This window comes from Streptomyces parvus (assembly GCF_014648875.1).
GTDB lineage: Bacteria > Actinomycetota > Actinomycetes > Streptomycetales > Streptomycetaceae > Streptomyces > Streptomyces parvus.
Window position 1 is genome coordinate 345,670 of sequence record NZ_BMRY01000009.1, and the last position, 23,234, is coordinate 368,903.

Here is a 23,234-nt window from a genome sequence, read left to right on the forward strand (position 1 = left end):
CATGGGCGTCGTCATCCTTCTTGTCATGGCGGCCGGTGTCGCCGCGATGCTCACCCGCAAGCTCCCCACGGGCTTCGCGCTCGTCCTGCTGGCCGTCGCCATCGCCTTCATCGCGGGCGCACCGCTGACCGGCGAGAACAGTGTCCTGGACACGGTCCTCCAGGAGGGCGCCCCGGCGCTCGCCGCGACGATGGTCGCCATCCTGCTCGGCTCCTGGCTGGGCAAGCTGCTGGACGAGACCGGTATCGCGGGCACCCTGGTCCGCAAGATCGTCGAGTTCGGCGGGGACCGGCCGGTGGTGGTCGCCCTCGGCGTCCTCGCGGTCTCCACGCTGGTCGGTACGGTCACCGGGTCGGCCCCCGCGGCGATGCTCGCCGGGATCATCGGCATCCCCGCCATGATCGCCGTCGGCATCCCCAAGGTCACCGCCGCCGGGACCATCCTCATGGGTATCGCCGCGGGCATGCCCTTCGAGCTGCCGATCTGGCAGTTCTTCTCCACGGCGCTGGAACTGCCCGTCCCGACGGTGCGCGGCTTCATGCTGAAGCTGTTCCCGTTCGCGCTGGCCGCCGCCGTGCTGTTCGTCCTCGTCGAGACGCGGCGGCGCGGCGTGGAGCACGCCTGGTCGCTCAAGTCGGCCTCGGCGAAGCCCGTTTCGCGCCGTGAGCAGCTCGGCGACGCCCCGTGGTACGCGCTGCTCACGCCGGTCGTGCCGCTGGTGCTGGCCCTCGGCTTCGAAGTGGCGATCCTGCCGTCGATGCTGGCCGGCGTGCTGTACGCGCTGCTCACCACCACCCGGCCGCGCGAGATGAACAAGCGGCTGCTGCGCACCCTGTACGGGGCGTTCGAGGTCGCGGCGGCCCCGATGGTGCTGTTCATCGCGATCGGCATCCTGCTCGCGGCGGTCAAACTGCCGGGCGCGGTCGAGTCGTTGGAGCCGCTGGTCAAGGCGGTCAGCCCGCAGAACCCGGTGCTGTTCGTGCTGGTGTTCACGCTGCTGGTACCGCTCTGCCTGTACCGCGGTCCGCTCAACGTCTTCGGTCTCGGCGCGGGGATCGCCGGGGTCCTCATCGCGGCGGGCATCTACCCGGCCGTCGCGGTGCTGGGTCTCGCCACCTCGTACAACCAGGTCTTCGGGGTGTCAGACCCCACCAGCACCCAGACCGTGTGGAGCGCGCAGTACGCCGGGGTGACCCCGCAGCAGGTGATGCTGCGGACCCTGCCGTACGTCTGGGCCGTCGCGCTCGGCGGCTTCTGCGTCACCGCCGCCACCTACCTGTGATCCATCACTTCTCGGGACGGAGAACGACATGACACAGCACCAGGACTCACCCCGCACGCCCGACGCGGAACAGCCGAGCCGCCGGTTCTTCCTGCGCGGGACGGTCGCCGGGATCGCGGCGACCGCCGGACTGGCCGCCACCGGAGCGACGGCGAGCCCGGCAGCCGCGGCACCGGGCGGTTTCCCGGACTACAAGCACCTCAAGCCGCTCCTGACGCCCTCCCAGCTGAAGTACAACCCGACGGGTGAGATCATCTTCCCCTGCATCCGGGGCGTCTACGACCGGCTGGCCAACCCCTTGGGCCGCTACTACCTCTACTACGCCCCGCACGACGCCCCCGGCGGCATCTGCCTGGCCTACGGGAACTCGTTGGAGGGCCCGTTCACGGAGTACCCGGCGAACCCGATCGTCTCCAACAACTGGCAGCCGCACTACAAGGTCAGCCATGTCTCCTCGCCGCACGTCCTGTGGAACGAGGACGTCAAGGAGCTCTGGCTGTACTTCCACGGCGAGAACCACACCACCCGGCTCGCCCGCTCCAAGGACGGCATCAATTTCACGTACGACAAGACCGTGCTGACCAAGGACATGCTTCCGGCCGGCACCAGCGAGACGTCGTACGCACGGGTGTTCCGGCACAACCTGCCCGCGCGCGACGCCCGTTACGTGATGCTCTTCATGGTCAACAACCAGTCGAACCACCGTGACATCGGCTGGGGCTGGTCGAAGGACGGCCGCAACTGGACGTTCGCGCAACAGCCGTTGATCCGGCATTCCGACGTCGGCGCGAACAACATCAGCGGCGCGCACCTGCTGACCCGCAACAACAGCACCTACGTCGTCTACCACACCGGCAAGGAGACCGGCGGGAACATGCTGATCACCGAGGTCGGCAACGACTTCTCCCGCCGCAACCACCTCGGCCTCTTCTACGATTCGAGCAACGCCGCACCGGAGAACGGCCGGGCCGCCGCGCCCAGCTTCGGTACGGACCGGGGTGTGCCGTACATGGTCTACGAGGCGGGCGAGCGCCTGAAGGGCTCGATCTGCGTGGCCCGCGGCTGACACGGGAGCGCGGGGGTGTGCGGGGGCGCCTGTCCCCGCACACCCCCACGCTGTACGCCACACCACGGACACCCGCACCTTGTCGCACCGAGGAAGGCTTGGCCCGCCATGCCCCACCACCCCAATCTGGACCCCGAGATGGCCGCCGCGCTCGCGGCCGACCCGCCGCCGCCCACCGTGCTCGACGGGCTGCCGTACGAGAAACTGGACGCGCTGCGGGCCGAGCGCGCCGCCCGGTCCGCCGGCCCGCCCGCCGAGGGCGTCGTGGTGACCGACCACCGGCTGCCCGGCCCCACCCCGCTCCGGGTCCGGACCTACCGGCCACGGGCGGCGGGCGCCCGCGCGCTGCCCTGTCTGGTGTGGATGCACGGCGGGGGCATGGTGCTGGACTCCCCCGAGACGGACGACGCCCGGGTCTCCGCGTACGCCCTGGAGGCCGACTGCGCCGTGGTCTCGGTGGACTACCGGCTGGCGCCCGAACACCCGTATCCCGCACCCGTGGAGGACTGCTACCGCGCCCTTCGCTGGGCGGCGGACCAAGCGGAACCGCTGGGGCTCGATCCCGGGCGCCTGGCGGTCGGCGGGATCAGCGCGGGCGGCGGGCTCGCGGCCGCCACCGCACTCCTGGCCCGGGACAGCGGCGGCCCCGGTCTGATCTTCCAGTTCCTGCTCTGCCCGATGCTGGACGACCGCAACACCTCCGGTTCCAGCCGGGAGTTCACCGAGGCCGTCAAGTGGCCACGCGCCAACAATCTCTACGGCTGGGCAGCGCTGCTCGGCCCGCTCACGGAGAGCGACGACGTCCCTCCGTACGCCGCACCCGCCCGCGCGACCGACCTGTCGGGACTCCCTCCGGCGTACGTCGACGTCGGCGAGCTGGAGGTCTTCCGCGACGAGTGCGCGCGGTACGCGCTGCGCCTGATCGAGGCGGGGGTGTCGACCGAGTTCCATCTGTGGCCGGGCGCGTTCCACGGCTTCGACGGCGTGCTCCCCCACCTCACGCTGCCGCGCCGGGCGGCCCGCGAACAGATCGCGGTGCTGCGCCGGGCACTGGGCGGGGGTTGAAGGGCGGCCGTAGTCTCCGACCGCCCTTCTCCGGGTCAGGCCCCCGCTTCGCGGGGCGCCTCACCCACCTCCTCCCCCAGCAACCGCACGTACTCGCGGGTCCACTCCTCGATGGTGGTGGCGTCCCAGAGGTCCGCCGAGAACTCCACCGCGCCCTCCAGCACATCGCCGGTCGGAGTGAGCACCATGATGAACTCCGACCGGGCCGCCTCGGGGGCGATCTCCGCCACGGTGGCGGTGAGTCCGAGCAGTTCCAGCCCGGTGTCCAGCGAACTCTCGTAGGCCAGGCCGATGTCCAACCGGTCCGGGATGCGGATGCCCTTGCGCCGGAGCATCGCCGGGACCACCCTGCGCGGCGGCATCGCGTGCTCCATGCCGAGGACCGTGGTGCGGCCCACCCGGTCCACCAGCTCCGCCAGCGTGCCGTCGCGGGCGTCGCGGACCCGCAGGGCGAATCCGGTGGCCGTACAGCCGACCAGGGACTCGAACGCACGGCTGTCCCGGCCCGCGTAGGAGATGTTCAGGACCACCTCGTCCTGTTCGGCCCGCGTGGTCAGCAGGCGGCTGAGCGCGGCGGCGGCCACCGCGAAGGGCGTGGTGGACCGACGGGCGGCGAGCCGCTCCGCAGCCGCCCGGACCTCGGCGGGCACGGTGAACCGGACCACGCCTCCCCTGCCGCTGAGCTTCTCCGGCCGGGGCCGGTCCAGGGGGAGGCCGAGGGTGAAGGAGGCGTCGGCCAGCTCCTCGATCCAGTAGTCCGTGCGCCGCTCGTCCGTCGCCTCGTAGTGGGCGGCCTGCCATCGGGCGAACTCCACCTGCTGGGGGGCCGGGGGCAGCCCGTGCCCGTCCCCGGTGACCGCCGCGCGGTACAAGGCGGCGAGTTCCTTGAGCAGGGTGGTCACGGCCCATCCGTCGCACGTGCAGTGGTGTGTCACCAACAGCAGCATCCACTCCTCGGCGGCGGTGCGCAGCAGCCGGACGGCGAGGACGTCGCCGGTGGACGGGTCGAGGGCGGTGTCCGACGCCTGTTCGACGATACGGCGCACCTCCTCGGCCCGCTCGGCCTCCGGCCGGGAGGTGAGGTCGTCCAGTGGCAGATCGACCGGCTCGTGGTCGAGCACTTCCTGCCGCCAGCCGCCGGAGTCCTCCCGGACCAGTCGAGTGCGCAGCGACTCGTGACGCCGCACCAGGTTCTGGATCGCCCCGTGCAGAGCGGTGGTGTCCAGCGGTCCGGAGAGGTCGACGCGCAGCCCGACGTTGAAGACCTGCGGCCTGGCGTGCTGGGAGTGCAGGTTCGCGAAACGGGCCTGCTGTTCGGTGGTGGGGCCGACGCGGACGACGGTCCGCGTCCCGGTGTCACCACCGGCCAGGAAGGCGGTCAGGGCGCGCAGGGTGGGCTCCTGGTAGAGCCGGGACAGCGGGTACTCCACGCCCCACTTCTCCCTGATCCGGTTGATCAGGCGCATCGCCGTGAGCGAGTGCCCGCCCAGGTCGAAGAGGGAGGCATCGAGGTCGACGCGGTCTGCGACGAGGTCCAGTTCGGCCGCCCAGAGCACGCGCAGCCCCCGCGCCACGTCGACGGGCGAGCCGGCCGGAGTGGGCGACGTGTCCGCGCCCGGTTCCGGCTCGGCCCCGGCCGGGGCGGCCGGTTCCACCGACGGGAGCCGGTCGCGGTCCAGCTTGCCGCTGCTGTTGAGCGGCAGCCGGTCCAGCGTCCGCCAGGAGCGCGGCACCATGTACTCGGGCAGGCGCTGTTCCAGCTCGCGGGCCCACCGCTCGGTGCGCCGCTCGTCGTCCGCCGCGTCCCCGGTGTCGGGCTCGGCGGGCACCACGTAGGCGGCGAGATACGCCTCGCCGTTGCCACGGCGGCGACCGACGACGGCCGCCCGGCGGATACCGTCGAGACCGTTCAGCACCCGGGCCACCTCCTCCGGCTCCACCCGGTAGCCCCGGATCTTGACCTGGTCGTCGGTGCGTCCGACGAACTCCAGCCGTCCGTCCGGCCGCCAGCGGACCAGGTCCCCCGTGCGGTATCCGGGCCCCTCCGCCATGCCGGGCGCCGACGTCGTGAACCGCTCGGCCGTGAGGTCGGGCCGGTGCAGATAGCCGTCGGACACGCCGGGACCTCCGACCAGGAGTTCACCGACCTCCCCGATGGGAACCGGTTTGTCCGACGGATCCACCACACGCACCGTCACGTTGTCGACGGGCCGGCCGATCGGGACGGCCTCGGTCCTGCCGTCGGGGGCGTCGCCGACGGCGGGTTCGACCGTCTCGGTGAGGCAGAGGACCGTCGTCTCGGTCGGGCCGTAGACGTTGACCGTCTCGTACGGGGCCTCCGGTCGCGGCCGGGTCCGCAGCGCCTCGCCGCCCAGCAGCAGGTGACGCAGCGGAGGCTGGTCGGCCGCCGGGAGGCGCAGCACCTCCTCGCCCAGGGCGGTCGGCAGGACGCTGAAGTCGACGGCCCGGTCGGCGAACCAGCGGGCCAGGGCGAGCGGATCACGGCGGGTGGCGTCGTCGGCGACCACCAGCGTGCCGCCCCCGGTCAGCGTGGGCCAGATCTCCAGCAGCGAGGCGTCGAAGCTCTGGCTGCACACGACGGCCGTACGGTGTTCACCGGTCAGTCCGAAGCGGTCGTGGTGCCATCGGCAGAGGTCGACCAGGGAACGGTGGCTGAGCACCACCCCCTTGGGGGTGCCGGTGCTGCCCGAGGTGTAGATGACGGAGCAGGGGGACGCGTTCGTGACACGGGGGGCGGTGGAGGGGACGGTTCCCGGGGCCGGTTCGGCGTCCGGTGCGACGACCCGTACCGCGGCGGGCAGCGACAGTTGCCGTGCCCCGTCGGGACCGCTGATCACCAGCCGGGCACCGCTCTCGGCAATGACCTGCGCGGCACGTACGGTGCCGAGCGAGGGGTCGAGCGGCACGGCGGCGCACCCGGCCCGGGCCACGGCGAGCACGGCCCTGACGAAGTCCGCGCCGCGCGGCAGCCAGACCGCCACGACCGGGGTGGGGTCCCCGGCCGCCGCGAGCGGGGTGAGCGCGGCGGCAAGCCTGCGGGAGCGCTCGTCCAGCTCCGCGTAGGTCACGGCGGTGTCGCCGTCCAGCACGGCGGTCCGGCCGGGGTGGGCGGCCGCCTGCTGGGCGAACCGGTCGTGGACGGTGATGTCCGGAACCGGGCGCCGGGGGCCGTTCCCCCAGCTCTCCGGTACCTCGTCTCCCTCGGCGGGTACCCGGGAGAGGAGCGAGAGCGGGGTGCCGGGGCCGTCGGCGGCGGCCGCGAGCAGATCCTGGAAGACCTCGAAGAACCGGTCGACGGTGCCGGGGTCGAACAGGTCGGTGTTGTACTCCAGGTGGCAGCGGATGCCTTCCGGCCGGTCGGTGAAGTACACCGTCAGATCGGTGAGCGCCTTGTCGGGGCCGGCCTCCATCGGGACGGCCCGCACTCCGGGCAGGTCGAGGCGGAAGGGTTCGTCGGACTGGAATTCCGTGAACACCTGGAACACCGGGGTCCGGTCGGTGCTCCGGGGCGGTGCCAGGGCGCGGACCACGTCCTCGAAGGGTGTCTCGGCGTGGTCGTAGGCGTCCAGGGCGACGGCCCGCACCCGGTCCAGCAGGGTGGTGAAGCCGGGGTCTCCGGTGAGGTCGACCCGCAGGGCCACCGTGTTGACGAAGAAGCCGACCAGTTCCTCGGCCCGCCGCGGCCGGTCGGAGACGGGAACACCGATGACGATGTCGTCCTGGCCGGTGACGCGGTGCAGCATCGCCGCCCATCCGGCCACCAGGGTCATGAAGACGGTGGCCCGCCGGTCGCGGCCGAGCCGCCGCAGCCGGTCGCTCAGTCCGGCGTCGAGCGAATGGAAGACGGCCCGGCCCCGGGAGCTCATCACGGCCGGGCGGGGCCGGTCGGTGGGCAGGTCGAGGACGGGGAGGTCGCCGTCGAGCACGCGCAGCCAGTGCGCCAGGTCCTGCCGGGCCCGCGGCCCGTCCGCGGCCTCGCGCTGGTCGCGGGCGTAGTCGGCGTAGCTCCAGTCCGGTTCGGGCAGGCCGGCCCCGGTGCCGTCCAGCTCCGAGCGGTAGAGGGCGGAGAGGTCCCGGCACAGGATGGTCGCCGAGGCGGCGTCCACCACGATGTGGTGGAACGCCATCACGAGGACGTGCTCGTCGTCGCCGGTCCGCACCACCCGGGTGGTGAACAGCGGCCCGTTCTCCAGGTCGTACCGGCGGTCGCTCTCCTCGGTCAGGACGTCCCGTACGGTGCGCCCGTCCCCGCGGACGCCGTCGACCACCGCGAAGTCGGGTTCGAGGGTGTCCCGGACCACCTGCACCGCCGAGTCACCGGCCGCCCGGAAGACGGTGCGCAGTCCGGCGTGGCGGTCGACGAGCCGGCGCACCGCACCGTGCAGGGCCCCGGTGTCGAGCGGGCCGTGCAGCCGGATCGCCTTCACCTCGTTGTAGGCGGTGCGTCCGGGCAGCAGGCGTTCCAGGAACCAGATCCGTTCCTGGCCGGAGGAGAGGGGAGCGTCCTGCGGGGTGGCGGCGGGGCGCCGCTCCCGGTGGCGGCGGCGCAGGGCGTCCAGGCGGGGCAGGCCGGCGCGCAACTGCTCCGCGCCGACGCCGAAGTCGACCAGGGCGACGATCTCGTCCGCGCCGGCGTCGGCCACCGCCTGGGCCACCGGCAGGGTGGAGTCCACATCGCCGATCAGGGCCCGCTGGTCGCAGTAGCGGCTGTAGGCCCGGCGGAAGACCACGTCCAGGTCGTCCTCGCTGAGCGCCTTGAGGTCGGCGGAGAGGCCGAGACTGTTGGTGACGCCGCTGAACAGGGCCAGGGAGGCGCGCATGTAACGGGCCATCGGTTCGAAGGCGTCGGCGCGGGCGCTCTCGTGGTCTGCGCCGAGGTAGGTGTGCAGCAGGACGGCGACCCGCCCGGCGTCCGGGTCGAGGCCGTGGCGGCTCCGGGCCCGGCGGTAGCGGGCGATGTTCTCCCGGAGCTGGTCGACGTCCTGGGTCATCAGGTTGGTCACGATGCCCAGGTCGTGCTCGGCGGCCCGCTCATAGGACTCCGGGTTCGACACGACCGCCGTGTAGAGCGGTGGCATGGGCTGTACGGGACGGGGGAAGAGGCGGATGTCGCGCTCCCCGTCGCCGGTGGTGCGGCGCAGCGCCTCACCGCGCCAGAGGCGCTTGACCTCCTCCAGCCGGTCGTACATCTCCTCCTTGTGCTGCCCGAAGCGCTCGGGGAAGAAGACGAAGTCGTCGGCGTTCCAGCCGCTGGCCACCCCGAGACCGACGCGTCCGCCGGAGAGGTTGTCCGCCATGGACCACTCCTCCGCCACCCGGATCGGGTCGTGCAGCGGCATGACGACCGAACCGGCGTTCAGGCGGACGCGCCGCGTTTCCCGGGCCAGGGCGGCGGCCAGCACGGCGGGGTTGGGGAAGAGACCGCCGAAGGAGTTGAAGTGCCGCTCGGGCATCCACAGCGCCTCGAAGCCGTGCTCGTCCGCGAACCGGGCGGCCTCCATGAGGAGTTCGTAGCGCCCCTCCTGCGGCCCGGAGCCCTCCTGCGGATAGTCGCCGAAGAAGTAGAGGCTGAAGTCGGCGCGCCGTGACGGCGTGGACGCGGTGGCGACGGGGACGGGTGCCGGGCCGGCGGGCCCCGGCGGCCGTGTCGCGGGGGCCGTGGGGCGGGGCTCCGTCCCGGGCGCGGGTGCGGCCGGTTCCCCGGCCGCGACCGCGTCGGTGGCCGTGGCCCCGGGGGCCTGGCGCGGTGCCGTGGCGGGGGCGGGGCGGTCGTGGCCGGACCGGCGCGCGGTCGTGGTGGCGGTGCGGAAGAACCCCGCCTCCCGCAGGTCGGTGAGCGATCCGCGGACGGCGTCGGCCACGTGCTCGATGTCGCTGTCGGTATGGGCGGTGGAGAGGAAGAAGTTCCGCCACTCCCATACGTGCACGCCACGCAGCATCAGGTGCGGGTAGAGGAGTTCCATGTCGGCGCGGTGCTCGAAGCGGAACTGGGAGCCGAACCAGCCCATCCGCAGCGGGAAGTCCTCGTTCTCGAAGAACGCGTTGAGTCCGGTGGCCAGTTCGGTGGTGCGGGCGTTGAGCCGTTCCTGGAGGCGGGGGCTGTGCTCCTTGAGGTGGGTGAGGACGGCGTGCGCCGCCGTCATCGACACCGGGTGCTGGAGGTAGGTGCCGCCGAAGAAGGTCGTGTCGGCGGTGGGGCCGCTGTCGTCGCCGTAGCTCCAGTAGCCGCCGTCGACGCCGTCCATGATGTCGGCGCGGCCGGCGACGGCGCCGATCGGGAAGCCGCCGCCGAGCAGCTTCCCGTAGGTGGCGAGGTCCGGGGTGACCCCGTAGAGGTCCTGCGCACCGCGCAGAGCGGGACGGAACCCGGTCAGCATCTCGTCGAACATCAGGACGATGCCGTGTCGGGCGGTCAGCTCGCGGAGCCGGCGGACGAACTCGGCCGGCCGGAGCGAGGGATGACGGCTCTGCACCGGCTCCACGATGACCGCGGCGATGCGCTCGGCGTCCTGTTCGATCGCGTGCAGCGCGGACTCGCTGCCGTACTCCAGCACCGTCAGCTCCGCGACGGCGCTGCCGGGTATGCCCCGGGAGACGGGAACGGTCCCCTCCTTGCCCGCCTGGCGGCCCAGCACCTGGTCGGCATGGCCGTGGTAGGCGCCCTGGAAGGTGACGATCCGGTCGCGCCCGGTGGCGGCACGGGCGAGCCGGATGGCCGCCGCGTTGGCCTCGGTGCCCGAGTTGGCGAACGCCACCCGGTCCATCCCGGTCAGCTCGCACAGCAGGTCGGCGGCCTGGCCGGTCTCGACGCCGCGCGGGCCGAGCCGGATGCCCCGGGACAGGTGCTCGCGGACGGCCTCCCGGACGAAGGCGGGTTCGTGGCCGAAGAGGAGCACCCCGAATCCCATGGTGATGTCGGTGTAGCTGTTGCCGTCGATGTCCTCGATCCGCGCACCCTCGGCACGACGGGCGGCCACCGGGTACAGCATCTCCTTGGTGGACCTGCGGTATCCGACGATGGCCCTGCTGTCGGCGAGCCGTCGGCGGTGGCGCTGGGCGAGCTGTTTGGAGGCCGCCGTCCGTGCCGTGTAGCGGCGTATCAGGTCGTCCAGGTGCTGCTGCTGGGAGCGGGAGGAGCCGGTGCGGACCATGCCCGCGTCCGGGGCCACCTCGACCCGCGGCCCGTGCATCCGGGGCTGCTCGGCGCTCTCCACCGCGGCGGACGCGGCCGGTGATGCGGCGGGGGACGCGGCCGGTGATGCGGCGGGGGACGCGGCCGGTCCGGCGTTCATCTGCTCGTTGATGCGCTGGACGAGTCCGGCCATCGCGGCCAGGTCCTGGTCGAGGGTGGCGGTGAGCCTTCGCTGCTCGTTCACCGGACTCCCTCGCGCGCCGGGGCGGACACGGTCGCGCCGGCCTGCAGGGTGAGCAGTTGGGAGAGCTGAGTGAGCATCTGGAGCTGGATCCGGGAGAGCTGCTCCACTCGCCCCGCCAGCTCCTGGTACTCCCTCCGGGTGATGAACGCGCTGTCGTCGGCGTCGGGGGCGGACTCCGGGCCGGCCGACGGCGGCGGGGACGCCGGCAGCTGCGCTTCGGCGGACGGGGCGGCGACGCTCTGCTGCCGTACGGAGGAGGGTTCGGCGGACCGCTGCTGCGGCACGGGCGACGGGGCGGCGGGCACGGGGGCGGGGATGGTCGTGCGGTGCTCGCGGGGCAGCCGGGCGGCGATGAGTTCGGCGAGGAGGCGCGGGGTGCCGGTCTCGTCGAAGAGTTCACGCATGGTGACCTTGACCTGATGCTCCTCCTCGATCTCCCGGAGCACGTTGATCATGAGGAGGGAGTCCGCTCCGAGGTCGAAGAACGGGGTGTCGGCCGCGACCGAGGTCAGCTCCTCACCGAAGGCCCGGGACAGCACCCCGAGGATGCCGTCCAGAAGGTGCGTGGTCTCCGTCGTCTCTGCCGTCACAATGCGTTCCTCTCTGACCGGATTCATGGTGGCGCGCGGCCGGGGAGGTTCCCCGACCCAGTAGTGGCGGTGTTGGAAGCGGTAGCCGGGCAGCGGGACGCGCCGCCCGGCGGTGCCCGCCAGGAACAGCTCCCAGCGGACGTCCGCTCCCGCGCGGTGCAGCGCCGCGGCGGCGCCGTAGAGCGCGGTCAGCCCGGAGCCCCGGTGCAGCGACGGGGTCGCCCGCACGGTCGGCAGAGCGCGACGGGCCAGGCCGCTGAGCGTGGTGTGGGGCCCGATCTCCAGCAGTACGTCGGGGTGTTCGGCCGCCACGGAGCCGAGCGCCGCGTCATAGCGGACCGGCCGGCGGACGTGGCGCAACAGGTACTCGGCGTCGGGGGTCCAGCCTGGTGGCCGGGTGCGTCCGTCCAGGGAGCTGATGAAGGGGGTACGGACGGGAGTGAAGCGCGTCGTCGCCAGGACCGCCCGGAACCCGTCGAGCATCGGATCCATGGTCGCGGTGTGGAAGGCCCGGTCCACGCCGAGGCGTTCGTGGGCGATGTCCCGGTCCGTCAGGCGGGCACAGAGGGCCTCCATGTCCGCGACCGGGCCCGCCAGGACCTGGGAGCGCTTCCCGTTGGTCACCGCCAGCTCCACGCCGGGGCAGGAAGCGGCCAGCTCCGTCGCCTCCTCCCGTCCGAGCATCACGGCCACCATGAGGCCGGGTTTGCAGTGGTCCCGCATCAGCCGGCCGCGATGCGCGCTCAGTGCGAGGCCGTCCTCCAGCGAGAGCGCCCCGGCCGCGTGGAGCGCCGCGTACTCCCCCACGCTGTGCCCGGTCACCGCGGACGCCTGTATGCCCGCCTCCTGCCAGAGCCGGACCAGGGCGCACTGGAGGGCGTAGAGGGCAGGTTGCGCGGTCTCGGTGGACAGGCCGCCGTCAAAGGCGTCGGTGTCCCCGGTGGTCAGGATCGGCAGTAACGATTCATCGGTGCGGTGGCGGTGGTGTTCCTCGCAGATGTCCAGCACCTCGCGGACCACGGGGAACCGCTCGTACAGCGCCGCCGCCGCGCCGGGGCGCAGGGACCCCTGGCCGGTGAACTGGAACACCACCCGGGTGGCGGCGTCCGGTGCCGGTGCATGGTCACCTGCGGGCTCGGGTGACTTCTCGGCGCGGGCCAGCCAGTCGTCCAGGGCTTCGGCCAGGTCGACGGGGGTGGTGCCCCGGACCGCGATCCGGTGCCGGCCGTGGGTGCGGCCGAGGGCGGCGGTGGTGACCAGGTCGGCCACCGGCAGGGCGGTGTGCCGGCGGAGGTGGTCGCGCAGCGAGCGAGCGTTGTCGGCGAGAGCCTCCCGGCTCGTCGCGGAGACCAGGAGCACGTCCGGCGGCGGGGCGGCCCCGGGGGTGCGCGGCGCGGGCTCGGGCGCCTCTTCCAGGACGATGTGGACATTGGTGCCGCCGACGCCGAGCGAGGTGACGCCTGCCCGGCGAGGAGTGCCGGTCTCCGGCCAGGGCCGCAGGGCGTCGGGCACGTAGAACGGGCTGGACTCCAGTCCCAGCAGCGGGTTGGGGGTGCTGAACCCCGCGATCGGCGGGATAACTCCGTGTTTGATCACCAGCAGGGTCTTGACGAGTCCGGCCAGCCCGGCGCCGACGTCCAGGTGCCCGATGTTGGCCTTGATCGCGCCGAGCGCGCAGTATCCGGTGCGGTCGGTGTCCTGGCGGTAGGCCGCGCTCGCTCCCGCGAGCTCGATCGGATCGCCCTTCAGCGTCCCCGTACCGTGGGTCTCCAGGTAGCCGATGGTGTCCGCGCCGACGCCCGCGTGGTCCAGGGCGCGGCGGACCGCCTTCTGCTGGCCGCTCTCGCTGGGTGCCGCGAACGTCTTCTTGTCGGAGCCGTCGTTGCAGACGCCCCAGCCGCGGATGACGCCGTGCACGGTGTCGCCGTCGGCGAGGGCGCGGTCCAGCCGCTTGAGGACGACGGCGAGGATGCCGGTGCCCCCCACCGTGCCGTCGGCCGAGGCGTCGAACGCCCGCAGACGGCCGGTCTTGGAAAGGATCGACCCCTTGACGTAGTGGTAGCCGAGGACCTGCGGGACGTGGATGGATCCGGATCCCACCAGCGCGATGTCGCATTCGTCCAACAGCAGTGAGTTGGCCGCCAGCTGGACGCCGACCAGGGAACTGGAGCAGGCGGTCTGCACGTTGATCGCGGGGCCGGTGAGGCCGAGGCGGTAGGCGACCCGGGTGGCGTTGAAGTCGGTGAAGTTGCCGACCATCACCTGCATCCCGGCCAGCCAGTCGCCGATGTCCTCGTTCGGCAGCACGTTGTTCATCAGATAAGACTGCATGTTGTAGAGGTGGTAACCCGCGCTGGCGTAGACCCCGATCCTCCTGCCGTCCCGCTCGTCGGGGTAACCGGCGTTCTCCAGCGCGTGCTGCGCGCATTCCAGGAAGAGCCGCTGCTGGGGGTCGGTGAGGCGGGCCTCGCGGGCGGTCATCCCGAAGTGCCGGGCGTCGAAGCCGGAGATGTCGTCGAGGATCGCGGACGTGCCGATGAAGTCCTCGCGCCCGTACAGTTCCTCGGGGACACCGGCCGCTTCGAGGTCGTCCCGGGTGAACCGGGTGAACCGGCTCTCGCCGTTGCGGATGACACGCCACAGGTCCTCGGGGGTGTCCGCTCCGGGGAGGCGGAAGGCCATGCCGACCACGGCGATGCTCGGGTCCCGTTGCTCGGCGCCCATCACCTGTGCTCCTTTCTCAGAACGCTGTCGGCCGGAGACGGCACCTGTTCCTCCGGTCCGGCCGGGGACCGGCGCAGCACCAGGTAGGCCAGCAGGGCGAGGCTCCCGACGATGGCGAGACCGTGCAGTGAGGCGACGACCTGGAGGGGCGAGAAGGCCTCCAGGAGAAAGCCGCTGACCAGCATTCCCAGCCCGAACCCGGCGTTCTCCACCGATGCGGAGAGCCCGAAGAGCCGACCGCGCTGCTCGTCCGGGACCGCCTGGAGCCTGGAGACGTAGATGACTTCGGTCACCCCGTCGGCCGCTCCGGCGATCAGCGCCGTTGCCAGCGTCATCCCGATCGGCAGCCCGGTGAAGACGATGATGAAGGCGCCCGACATGACGCAGGCGCCGATGGCGAAGGCCCGCTCGCCCGGGGTCCGGCCGGTGCGCCGGGTGTACCGGGCCAGCACCTGCTGGGCGATGATGTTGCCGACCGCCCAGGTCGCCCAGAACTGGCTGATGAACGTGGCCGGATGGTCCGGGTCTAGCAAGCTGGAATGCACGGGCAACGCCACGTTGTGCGACGAGGATCCCAGGCCGTCCATGGCGCGCAGGGCGATCATCGCCATCAGTACCGGTGCCGCGGCCCGCAGCATCCGCAGCGAGCCGTACCCGGCGCTCGGCGGGGTCTTCACCGTGTCCTGCGACGCCTCCTCGGCCCGCGACCTGGTGCGCAGAGGCAGCAGCGCGAGGATCGAGGCGGAGATCAGGAAGGTGCACGCGTCCAGCAGGAAGGCCCAGGTGTAGCCGAACTGGGCGACCACGACGCCGGCCGAGGAGAATCCCGCGATCATGGCGAGCGAACGACCGGTCACCAGTAGGCCGTTCGCTCGGGCTCGATGCTCGGCCCCCACGATCTCCGGGATGCTGCTGCGCAGGGCCACCTGGGAGAGCGTCGAACAGCTGCCGGTGACCACGGCGAGGCAGTACAGCAGCGGGAGGCGGCCGGCCTCCGGGGCGACCAGCAGGGCCAGCAGGGCCACCGCCTGGCCGAGATCCGCGCAGATGATCAGCCGCTTGCGGTCGTACGCGGAGACCAGACGCCCGCTGACGAACCCGGACGCGACACTCGTGCCGAGCCGCACCGCCATGAAGAGACCCGCGGCGAGGGCGCTGCCCGTCACGTCGTAGACGAAAACGTTCAACGCCACCATGTTCAGATAACTGCCGTATGCAGACAGGCCGTTACCGAGGACGAGTAAGCGGAAGCGCTTCATGCGCACCCTCGTCGGGCTCGTCGGGACGTCTCCGGCGCGAGCGCCAACCCGCCGCCGCGCCGTTCGCCGATACCGCGCCGGTCAGCCAACATTCTTCCTCTCACCCGCCCCATGCGTGCCTCCAGACCCACTCATGGGCGCGGCGATTCCGTCAAGCCCCGCCCTACCGTCACGGGACCCCTACCACGGCTGAAAAGCGACGCCGCCTGTACGGCTCGGCCTGGGGAGTTCAGGCCGGCGACCGGCTGGTGCGTGATGGGTGAAAGGGGGCCGGCGGGCGGGAGGGCCGGGCCGGAAAGGGACGCGCGAGCTGGACGACTAGAGCGGGACGAGCGCTGCGCCGGACGCCCCGGAGCAGTCACGGACCGAGGAGCAGGGGCAACGCGCACTTGGCGGAATCCCGACGTCCACCGCCCGTACGCGGCACAGGCATCAGGGCCGGTGCGGGAGCCAGGTCCGGCCACCCGCCGCTCGTCAACCCCTCACTCCCGAGAGGCCCTCGGGTCAGCGGACTGCCTCACCCCCAACATGCCCTTCACCGACGTCGCGGACTGGATGGGCCACCGCAGCCTCGACATCACCTTCAAGATCTGCCGCCACCTCATGCCCGACTCGATCGGCCGCGCCGCCAGGATCCTGAACCTCGACCTCGCCGCCTGAACGTGCGAGGCCCCCTCCGCGGCCAAGGAGGGGGCCTCGCCTGCATCCGACCAAGCGACCTCAACCGGCGGACAGTCGCTGCTGCTTCGCCCAGGCTTGACCCCCTCTCGACGATGGTCAGCATCTGCCGGAGAGAATCACGCGCGGAGACTCGTCCGGCTGAACCGGAATTCTGCGCCAGGAAACCCTCCTCGCCCTCACAGCCGTGTTTCAACAGGGTCCGGAGATCCTGGAGGATGCCACGGACACCAGCCTTGGCCAGGTCGCGGACAGCCCCGGGGCGGCCCAGAAGAACCACGGCCGAGTCACGTTGGGAACGAGGAACCACCCGCTCCTCCTGCTCCGGCCATCCTTTATCGAGTAGCACAGTTCGTCCCTGTGAGTCCGCTTCGTTCGATGGACATCAGGATGCGTCGACGGCCGCTTACGGGTCGGCTGATCGGTCAGCGGGGCCTCCCGGCAGTCACGTAGCAACATCGGTACCACGATGGCGCCGGGCCCGGGGGCCGGGGGCTGTGGTCCGTGCGACGAACACCTCGGACCGTATCTGGCCGACAGCCCCGCCTGACCGCGTCCTAGCCTTTCCAGTATGGGACTGGACATCACCCTGCTCGCCGTCGACTGGGCCCACCTGCGCGCGATCCCGGCCGACGCGCGCACCGCGTGGCTGGAGGACGCCGCGTGGCCCGACGACCAGTGGCCGCCGCATGAGGAGTACCAGTCGGGCTGGACCTGGCCGGAGGGGCCGGGCGAGCAGCACTGGGCGCGGTACGCCTTCACCATGAGCTCGTACAAGCCACACTTCTGGGCCGGACGTAGGTGGGACGACGTCCGGGACGCCGCCCATCCCGAACTGCGGCTGGCTCTCGACACGTATCTGCTCGCGCTGGTGTGGGCAGGGCCCGACGGCGACGTCCGGCACGACGGCCCGGTCTTCCCCGGCGACCCGTGGGACCCGGAGCCGCTCGCCGTGTGCCGGCCGGCCGACTTGCCCGCGGTCGCCGAAGCCTGGGAGCGCGCCGCACCGCTGCTCGACACGTTGCGCGCGCCGTACGCGGAGCACGCCGAGGATCCTCATGGCTGGATCAGGGACTTCGACCAGTTCGCCGCGTTCGTCCAGGAGTGGAGCGTGCCTGTCGAGGAGGCCGCCCGTCGCGGCTGGGGCCTGATCGGGCTGCGCTGACCGCCGCGTCCGGCGGCGGCCGTCCGTGGGGACATCCTGCGGCGCGTCCGCTCAACCGTCGATGAGAATGCTCAGCCTTCACTGCGAGGGGTTGTTACCGTGCACGTCAGCTGGCCCGAAGGGCCATGTCCGCGCTCACCACGGAGCGGCCCCGCAGACGTCCCGGTAAGTCAGGGTGTGGGCGAGGCCTCGGTGAGCGCCATCCAGTTTCGGATCGTCTGCTGGTGCGAGCCGCTCGCCGTGCTCGCAGCTACCGCTTCAGCGTCCCCGGCGGAGCACGGCGCCCCTGCTCGGGAGAGCAGAACGAGTGGCCAGGTAGGCCCTGCGCCGGCGGGTTCGTCGTCGAAGGCAGTCCATTCCCAGGGGCCGTCGAACCGCCATGCCCGGCCCGCGGCGTCGGCGACCTCGTCGCCTGCCTGGAGAGTCGCGTACGGACGCATCAGCCGTTCGAAGGTGAAGGGGATCCCGTCGCCGGGGTGGATGGTGTACCCCGAGCCATTGAGATGGCTCTCATCTGGGAACTCGCGATAGGACAGGCCTCGGCGCAGCACGGTCACGGTCCGGGCGGGATGCGGCAGCCACACCGTCTCCAGCGGGGGATCATGGTGGTCGACGGCCGTTACGTGCACCACGGTGGGCGGTACGCCGACCCGGCAGACGTCTCCGGCTTTCAGTTGTTCGGGGGGAGGGTCCGTTCGGAACAGCTCGAACTCCGCCTCGGGCACGCCGCTGTCGACGCCGAGGGCGACGATCCCGTTCCATTGCCCGAACTCGTTACTGCTGTCGATTTCCCACCACGGCCATCGCACCGACACGTGATCCCAGGTGACACCCTGCTCGACTCTGGTGTCCGTGAAGGGGCACGCGACCGACAGCACGTCACCAACCCGGAAGTCCCCCTCATCCATCATGAGGCCAGGGTAGAGGGGGGGCCTCTCCGGGGTCCACGAGGGCCTGCCGGCCAGTGGCCTGCTCGGGCCCGGGGGTGCGCGCAGTCACAGTTGTTGTGACTGAGCAGGATAGTTGGCCCTGCTGGCCAAGTAGGGCTCAGGCCCGTGCGCGGGTCAGCCTCCGTGGAGACCCCGCGCATCGAGACCCCCGTAGATGTGCGCTTCAAGGCATTGCGGGGCGTCAAGGCCCACGGCCTCGCCTCGGTACAGGGCGACGAGCGAGTCCCTGCCCCGCCACCAGGTATCGGTCACGCCCTGTACCTCGGGCACCGGTTCGTAGCCGCCGAGGTCCAGTGCCGCCGCGACCTCGCCCGTGAGCCGTGTGACGGTCTTGGCCCACCGGCGGGCATGCGCGGCAAGTGCCAGGGACTCCACCCATCCGTCCGTGGTCGCGTGCAGGGGTGTCCAGCGGTGGGCGTGGATCCCGAATGCCCCATCGGGGCCGATCATGAATCCGTAGGCCATGGACACCCGGCAGTCCCCCGCCGGGAAGAACCAGCCCGCCGCGGCTGACCCTTCGGGGAGGTCGGCGCCCAGGATGCGCGGGCCGCCCTCATAGAACGGAGCCGGTGGGAGGGCGAGGCCGCCCCAACGGTCTTGGAATGCTGCGGCCCGTTCCACCTCGGCAGCTGGGATGCCGTACCCGGTCCACGCATCGCCATGCTGCCGGAGGTCCTGTCGAGGAAGACGGATACCGTCCGCCGCGACGAACGCCTGGGCTCGGCGGCTCAGACCGCCGGGCCCGACCGCAACGGGGGACACGGGCTCGTCAGCCGTCACCGCTGCTCGCCGTCACCGGAGTGGAGAACAGCCGCAGCGATCTCCTGCACGCGGTCCAGTGTGATCCCGGTACGCTGCTCGACGGCGAGGGGATGGTCGGTGGGCTCCAGTTCGACGAGGGGGCGTTCACCGACCGGGCGGGTGTGCACGTGCGTCTTCAGGTTGAGGGTCGGGGTCGGGTAGACGGGCAGGTCGGTGGTGAGCCAGCCGAAGTACGGTTCCTCGGCCTCGCGGCCGGGGGTGTCCCACAGATCCGCAGCCCGGGAGAAGCTCTCGCGGCTCAGCGATACCCAGACGCCCCAGGAGAACACCTCGTCGCTACCGATGACCGGTATCTCGATCATGCCCTTGACGAAGTAGTGCTGCGCTTGGACCACGCACTGGTCCGAGGAGAGCAGGCAGTCATCCGCGTCGGCGAAGGACGGATCCCACACCGCCGGCGCCCCGACCGTGTAGTTCATCGGCAGCTCGGAGTGGTGGGCCCCACAGCACGTACAGGTGAAACCGAAATCGCTGGTCATGGCGCCGGAGCCTAGTGATGGGCTCCAGCGCCATCGCGGGCGGTCCCCCTCCAACAAGGCTGGGGCCAGCTATCACGCTCACGTGCCAAACCAGGGAGCGTTTCGAAAGTGGATCAAGCTAGTGTGCCCCGATGACACAGACGCGACGACGCCGCGACGTAGGCCCGCCTGGCAGCGACTCCGACGAGAAGTCGACATTGCTCACGTTCCTGAACTATGTCCGTGAAGCAGTGGTCGCGAAGGCGCAGGGCCTTGATGACAGGCAGGGGCGAACGCCCGGGGTGCCCTCTGGCACCAGCGTTTTCGGCCTGGTCAAGCACCTGACGGCGGCGGAACTTTACTGGTTCGCCTGGGCCTTCGAGGGTGCCGATGTCGAGCATCCGGATTTCAGCATGGATCTCTACGAGGGTGACACCGTGGACAGTCTTCTTGCTGCCTACCTCGTTGCCATTGAACGGTCCAACGAGATCATCAAGCGTTGTGACAACTTGAACCGTCCGTGTGCTCGGGCGGCAGGCCAAGCGGGTGCTGTGCGACCGATGCGGTGGGTGCTGGTGCACATGATCGAAGAGACGGCTCGTCATGCGGGCCACGCCGACATCCTTCGCGAGCAGGCTGACGGTTCCATCGGCAGGTAACGCACTACTGCGCTCGATCCCAGGTGCCCCACGAACGGCAGGCGCATGCGGACTACAGCCATTCGTTGATGGCCGCGACGAGGACAGTGTCCTCGGCGTACGCCTTGTCGGCCCGCACGCGATGGGGGCGGACGCGTGGCCGCCCCGGCCCGATGCGGGGCACGCGGACTTTCTCCGGCACCGGTTCGAACTGCGACGAGTCTCCGCGCTGCCCAGCGGTCACCACGATCGGCATGGGATCTTGGCCCTGCTCGACGGCCAAGTGCAGTTTGGTAGTGAACCCGCCGCGCGAACGTCCCAGCCCGTGATCACCGGGCTCGGTGAACACGCCGCCCGGTGGCTCCTTCCGCAAGTCGCCCTGCTTGCGAGCCCCGGCCGCGTGCTGGTGGGCGCGGCACACCGTGGAGTCGACGCTCAGGTCCCACACGATCGCGCTCTTCGCGTCGGCCAGGGACTGCGGGCGGGGGAACCGTATGCTGTCGATCAACTGCCGCCGGGAGTGATCCACTTTCGCTACACGGCCCAGAACGCGCAAGGGCCAAGTAAGACGCCCGGCCACAGCTGTTGTGACTGAGCGCTCTATTGGCCTGCCCGGTCAGATGCACGCTCAGAACACGGTGGAGCCCGTCCGCGGCGTCCCGTACGGTCGGTCCGTGATGATCAGAGCGGGCGGCCCCCGCACCGTCGGTGTCCCTTCTCCCGAGGCGCGGTTGCGCTTCGGGACGGAACTGAAGGAACGCGGCGGCGGGCCACGTCGCCGCTTGCTCATGGTCGACGACGAGCCTGCCTTCGAGCTCAGCTTCTACTGCGGAACATGCCCGCTCCTCTTTCGCCGGCTGGAGACCGCGAACGAGAAGCTGCACTTGGAGGACATGCAGGAACGGCTGGGCGGGCCGCTGGAAGACCCGGACGACAACGGCGTGACCGAAGCGTTCGGAGCTCTGCTGCCGGAGGGCGAGTACCTTCCGCTCCTCCTGGACGTGGAACCCCGGCTGGTCATCCCCGGCAAGGAAGGCGACTACTTCAGCGGCGAACAGGTCACGGCGTGGGGGCTCGACCAGTTCTGGGGACTCCCGCAGTACCCGCACACGCCGTACTACCGGACCTTCGAGACCGTGGTCGATGCGAACGCCCACCTCTACGAGTTCGTCGTGCCCATGGTTCCCCCGACCTGGAACGAGAGAGGGCGCGTCGAGGAGTACGTCGCGCTCATGGAGCGGGGAACGGTTCCCACCGCGGTGGCGATCTCCACGCTGGACGTGTGCCAGTCCGCCCTCGGCCTGGCAGATGACCCCGCCGCGCACTGGGGCCTGACCCACTTCCTCCTCGACGGCCACCACAAACTGGAAGCCGCTGCCACCGCCCGCCGCCCGGTGCGACTTCTCTCGCTGCTGACCTTGGGCGAGAGCCTGGCCGGAGGCGAAGACGCCGCCCGGCTGCCTGCCCTGCGCGCGCAATCCCGCTCGGCCAGAGCGACCGGATAGCTGTCCCGAGAGGTCCTGTCGGCACCAAGCCGGGCCCCTCCTTCCCGCGCTCGCCCACACAGCCCTGATCGAGGCTCCGGAGCGACCGGGGACGCCGTTGCGCGTCTCCGGCCAACTACAGCGCCCAGTGGCCAACCGGTTTCGCAGCCGCGAGTCAGTAGAACCAGACGACAAGGCGTACGTTCTCGGCCCCGTGGATCTCGCTGAGGATGCGCATGACGCTCCAGACCCGGCTCCAGTCAGTGCCGGTCCCGGCGGCCGAGGCGCGGGTTCGTGTTCCTGAAGCATTGGTTTCCTGCCAGTCCGCGGCGTCGAGCTCGGCCCAGGTCAGCCAGGTGGTCCCGTGGACATCGTGAGGGCCGCCGTAGCCGGCGAACTCGGCTCGCAGCCCGTCCGAGGCGTCGTCGGGGAAGCCGCGATCTTCTGCCAGGGGACGGAAGCCGTAGGAGTTCCGGACTCCGAAGAGGCACGCCAGGCCGTCGTAGGCGTTGCCCCTGTTGAGGAGGAAGAGATCGATGCCCGCCTCCCAGACGGAGTCCTCGTCGTCGGGGCCCCACAGGCGGGCCCCCGGCCGGCATTCGATCATTCCGCTGACGTCGGTCGACATGAAGAGATCCTGCCTGTACAGGCCTGGATCCGGCACCTCCATTTCCCGGACTCGCGCGCTATGGGGAGCCTCCGGACCGGCCCGGCCCGTTTCGCTCGAATCCGGCCAAGTAGGACGCTCGGTGGCCAACTACGCGCACACCGCGGGACGGGAGGCGGAGGTGCGGGACCGCGTGCAGGTCAGAGCTCCCAGTCAGCAGGGGGATCCCCGGCGTGGGCAATCTGCGGTCCGGTCCGGCCGTGGACCGCCACTGCTCCCAGCACAGGGAGACTGTCCGGGTACCAGTAGTGCGCGGTCGCCCCGGTCTGTTCGAACCGGTCATCGGTCAGCGTCCATGGCCCGGCTGCTCCCCCGCCCCACCACCAGTACGGAAAGTGTCCCTGCCGGCCTGCAGGGACCTCGCCGCCCAGTGCGTCCGCCACCTGTCGCGGTGTCATCCCGAACCGCAGCGGACCGACCGCCTTCAGCGGAGACCAGTCCCAGTGCGAGCGCTCCTGGTCGGTCTTCACCGGCCAGGAGCCGCTGTTCTTCTCCCACTCCCGGACATCGCGCCAATGCAGGACCGGCCCGGTTTCGTAGGGCGATTCGGCGAGCTCGGCACTGACGAAAAGGGCAAAGGTGATCATCCTGTCCTTCCGCCCAGAGTGCCCCGTGAAGGAGATCCCGTACTCCACCGCGGTGCCCATGGACACCCCCCACGCCGCGATCTCGGGATCACCGCTCCAGTTCACCCGCACTGCGGCATCCTCGCGGCGGGCGAGGTGTCCGATCTCCGCGCGGGCCCGGGACGGCACCCTGGCGATCAGCTCGACCTCCCGGAGCCGGACCAGCAGGCCCTCCATGGCATCGATCGCGACGCAGACCAGGATCATCCCCGGGCCGTAGGCGACAGATACGCTCCGCGGCCAACCTCGACCCTCGCATCGCCCAGCCAGAACGCTCACTGGCCGACTACGGCGCTCAGTCACAGCTGTCCTGCTGGCCTAAATTCACGTGCCTCGAACTCGCATGTTCGAATTAATGTTCGA

At 71.1% G+C, this 23,234-nt stretch carries 15 protein-coding genes and 1 pseudogene; 7 read left to right on the forward strand and 9 right to left on the reverse strand.

The annotated features are described in order from the left end of the window. Nucleotide 1 precedes the first annotated feature (1 nt). The 3 genes from IE140_RS26780 (at nt 2) to IE140_RS26790 (ending at nt 3,413) form a co-directional block, all read left to right on the forward strand. Nucleotides 2-1,282, forward strand: a complete 1,281-nt coding sequence (locus IE140_RS26780) for a TRAP transporter large permease subunit (RefSeq protein WP_032774640.1) — start codon at nt 2-4, stop codon at nt 1,280-1,282. A 28-nt stretch (nt 1,283-1,310) separates the two neighbouring features. Then, a complete protein-coding gene (locus IE140_RS26785; protein WP_150194277.1) occupies nt 1,311-2,348 on the forward strand; it encodes a glycoside hydrolase family protein in 1,038 nt (345 codons plus the stop codon). A 108-nt stretch (nt 2,349-2,456) separates the two neighbouring features. Then, nucleotides 2,457-3,413, forward strand: coding sequence for an alpha/beta hydrolase (locus IE140_RS26790; RefSeq protein WP_150194274.1), 957 nt, complete (start codon nt 2,457-2,459; stop codon nt 3,411-3,413). Nucleotides 3,414-3,448: 35 nt separating this feature from the next. Here the strand turns inward: IE140_RS26790 and IE140_RS26795 are convergent, their stop codons facing one another. The 3 genes from IE140_RS26795 to IE140_RS26805 are packed head-to-tail and all read right to left on the reverse strand — an operon-like array spanning nt 3,449 to nt 15,383. Continuing rightward, nucleotides 3,449-10,810, reverse strand: a complete 7,362-nt coding sequence (locus tag IE140_RS26795) for a non-ribosomal peptide synthetase (RefSeq protein ID WP_150194272.1) — start codon at nt 10,808-10,810, stop codon at nt 3,449-3,451. After that, entirely contained in the window at nt 10,807-14,124 is a 3,318-nt protein-coding gene (locus tag IE140_RS26800) for a type I polyketide synthase (RefSeq protein ID WP_150194270.1), read from the reverse strand. The genes IE140_RS26795 and IE140_RS26800 overlap by 4 nt, the downstream gene beginning before the upstream one ends. Further along, entirely contained in the window at nt 14,124-15,383 is a 1,260-nt protein-coding gene (locus tag IE140_RS26805) for an MFS transporter (RefSeq protein WP_150194268.1), read from the reverse strand. The genes IE140_RS26800 and IE140_RS26805 overlap by 1 nt, the downstream gene beginning before the upstream one ends. 528 nt (nt 15,384-15,911) lie before the next feature. Here IE140_RS26805 and IE140_RS36445 point away from each other — a divergent pair. Next, complete coding sequence (locus IE140_RS36445) at nt 15,912-16,043, forward strand: hypothetical protein (RefSeq protein WP_268252789.1); 132 nt, start codon at nt 15,912-15,914, stop codon at nt 16,041-16,043. Between the two features lie 589 nt (nt 16,044-16,632). After that, a complete protein-coding gene (locus IE140_RS26810; protein WP_150194266.1) occupies nt 16,633-17,226 on the forward strand; it encodes a hypothetical protein in 594 nt (197 codons plus the stop codon). Nucleotides 17,227-17,396: 170 nt separating this feature from the next. Here IE140_RS26810 and IE140_RS26815 read toward each other — a convergent pair whose 3' ends face one another. The 3 genes from IE140_RS26815 to IE140_RS26825 form a co-directional block, all read right to left on the reverse strand. After that, nucleotides 17,397-18,137, reverse strand: coding sequence for a hypothetical protein (locus IE140_RS26815; RefSeq protein WP_150194264.1), 741 nt, complete (start codon nt 18,135-18,137; stop codon nt 17,397-17,399). 153 nt (nt 18,138-18,290) lie between these two features. Continuing rightward, a complete protein-coding gene (locus tag IE140_RS26820) occupies nt 18,291-18,956 on the reverse strand; it encodes a hypothetical protein (protein WP_150194262.1) in 666 nt (221 codons plus the stop codon). Beyond that, on the reverse strand, nt 18,953-19,417 hold the full coding sequence (locus IE140_RS26825) for a DUF2199 domain-containing protein (protein ID WP_032765492.1): 465 nt from the start codon (nt 19,415-19,417) through the stop codon (nt 18,953-18,955). Before IE140_RS26825 ends, IE140_RS26820 begins: the two co-directional genes overlap by 4 nt. A gap of 191 nt (nt 19,418-19,608) precedes the next feature. Here IE140_RS26825 and IE140_RS26830 point away from each other — a divergent pair, with 191 nt between their 5' ends. Then, nucleotides 19,609-20,115, forward strand: a complete 507-nt coding sequence (locus IE140_RS26830) for a DinB family protein (protein WP_109181095.1) — start codon at nt 19,609-19,611, stop codon at nt 20,113-20,115. A gap of 94 nt (nt 20,116-20,209) precedes the next feature. Here IE140_RS26830 and IE140_RS26835 read toward each other — a convergent pair. Further along, a pseudogene (locus IE140_RS26835) lies at nt 20,210-20,578 on the reverse strand (transposase); the annotation flags it as partial. 193 nt (nt 20,579-20,771) lie between these two features. Here IE140_RS26835 and IE140_RS26840 point away from each other — a divergent pair. After that, complete coding sequence (locus IE140_RS26840) at nt 20,772-21,599, forward strand: hypothetical protein (protein ID WP_167533473.1); 828 nt, start codon at nt 20,772-20,774, stop codon at nt 21,597-21,599. Between the two features lie 154 nt (nt 21,600-21,753). Here the strand turns inward: IE140_RS26840 and IE140_RS26845 are convergent, their stop codons facing one another. Together IE140_RS26845 and IE140_RS26850 are read right to left on the reverse strand one after the other, a co-directional pair. Then, nucleotides 21,754-22,206, reverse strand: a complete 453-nt coding sequence (locus IE140_RS26845; protein WP_150194258.1) for a hypothetical protein — start codon at nt 22,204-22,206, stop codon at nt 21,754-21,756. 179 nt (nt 22,207-22,385) lie between these two features. Continuing rightward, nucleotides 22,386-23,078: a hypothetical protein gene (locus tag IE140_RS26850; protein ID WP_150194255.1), complete on the reverse strand. Its 693-nt coding sequence runs from the start codon at nt 23,076-23,078 to the stop codon at nt 22,386-22,388. Between the last annotated feature and the right edge of the window lie 156 nt (nt 23,079-23,234).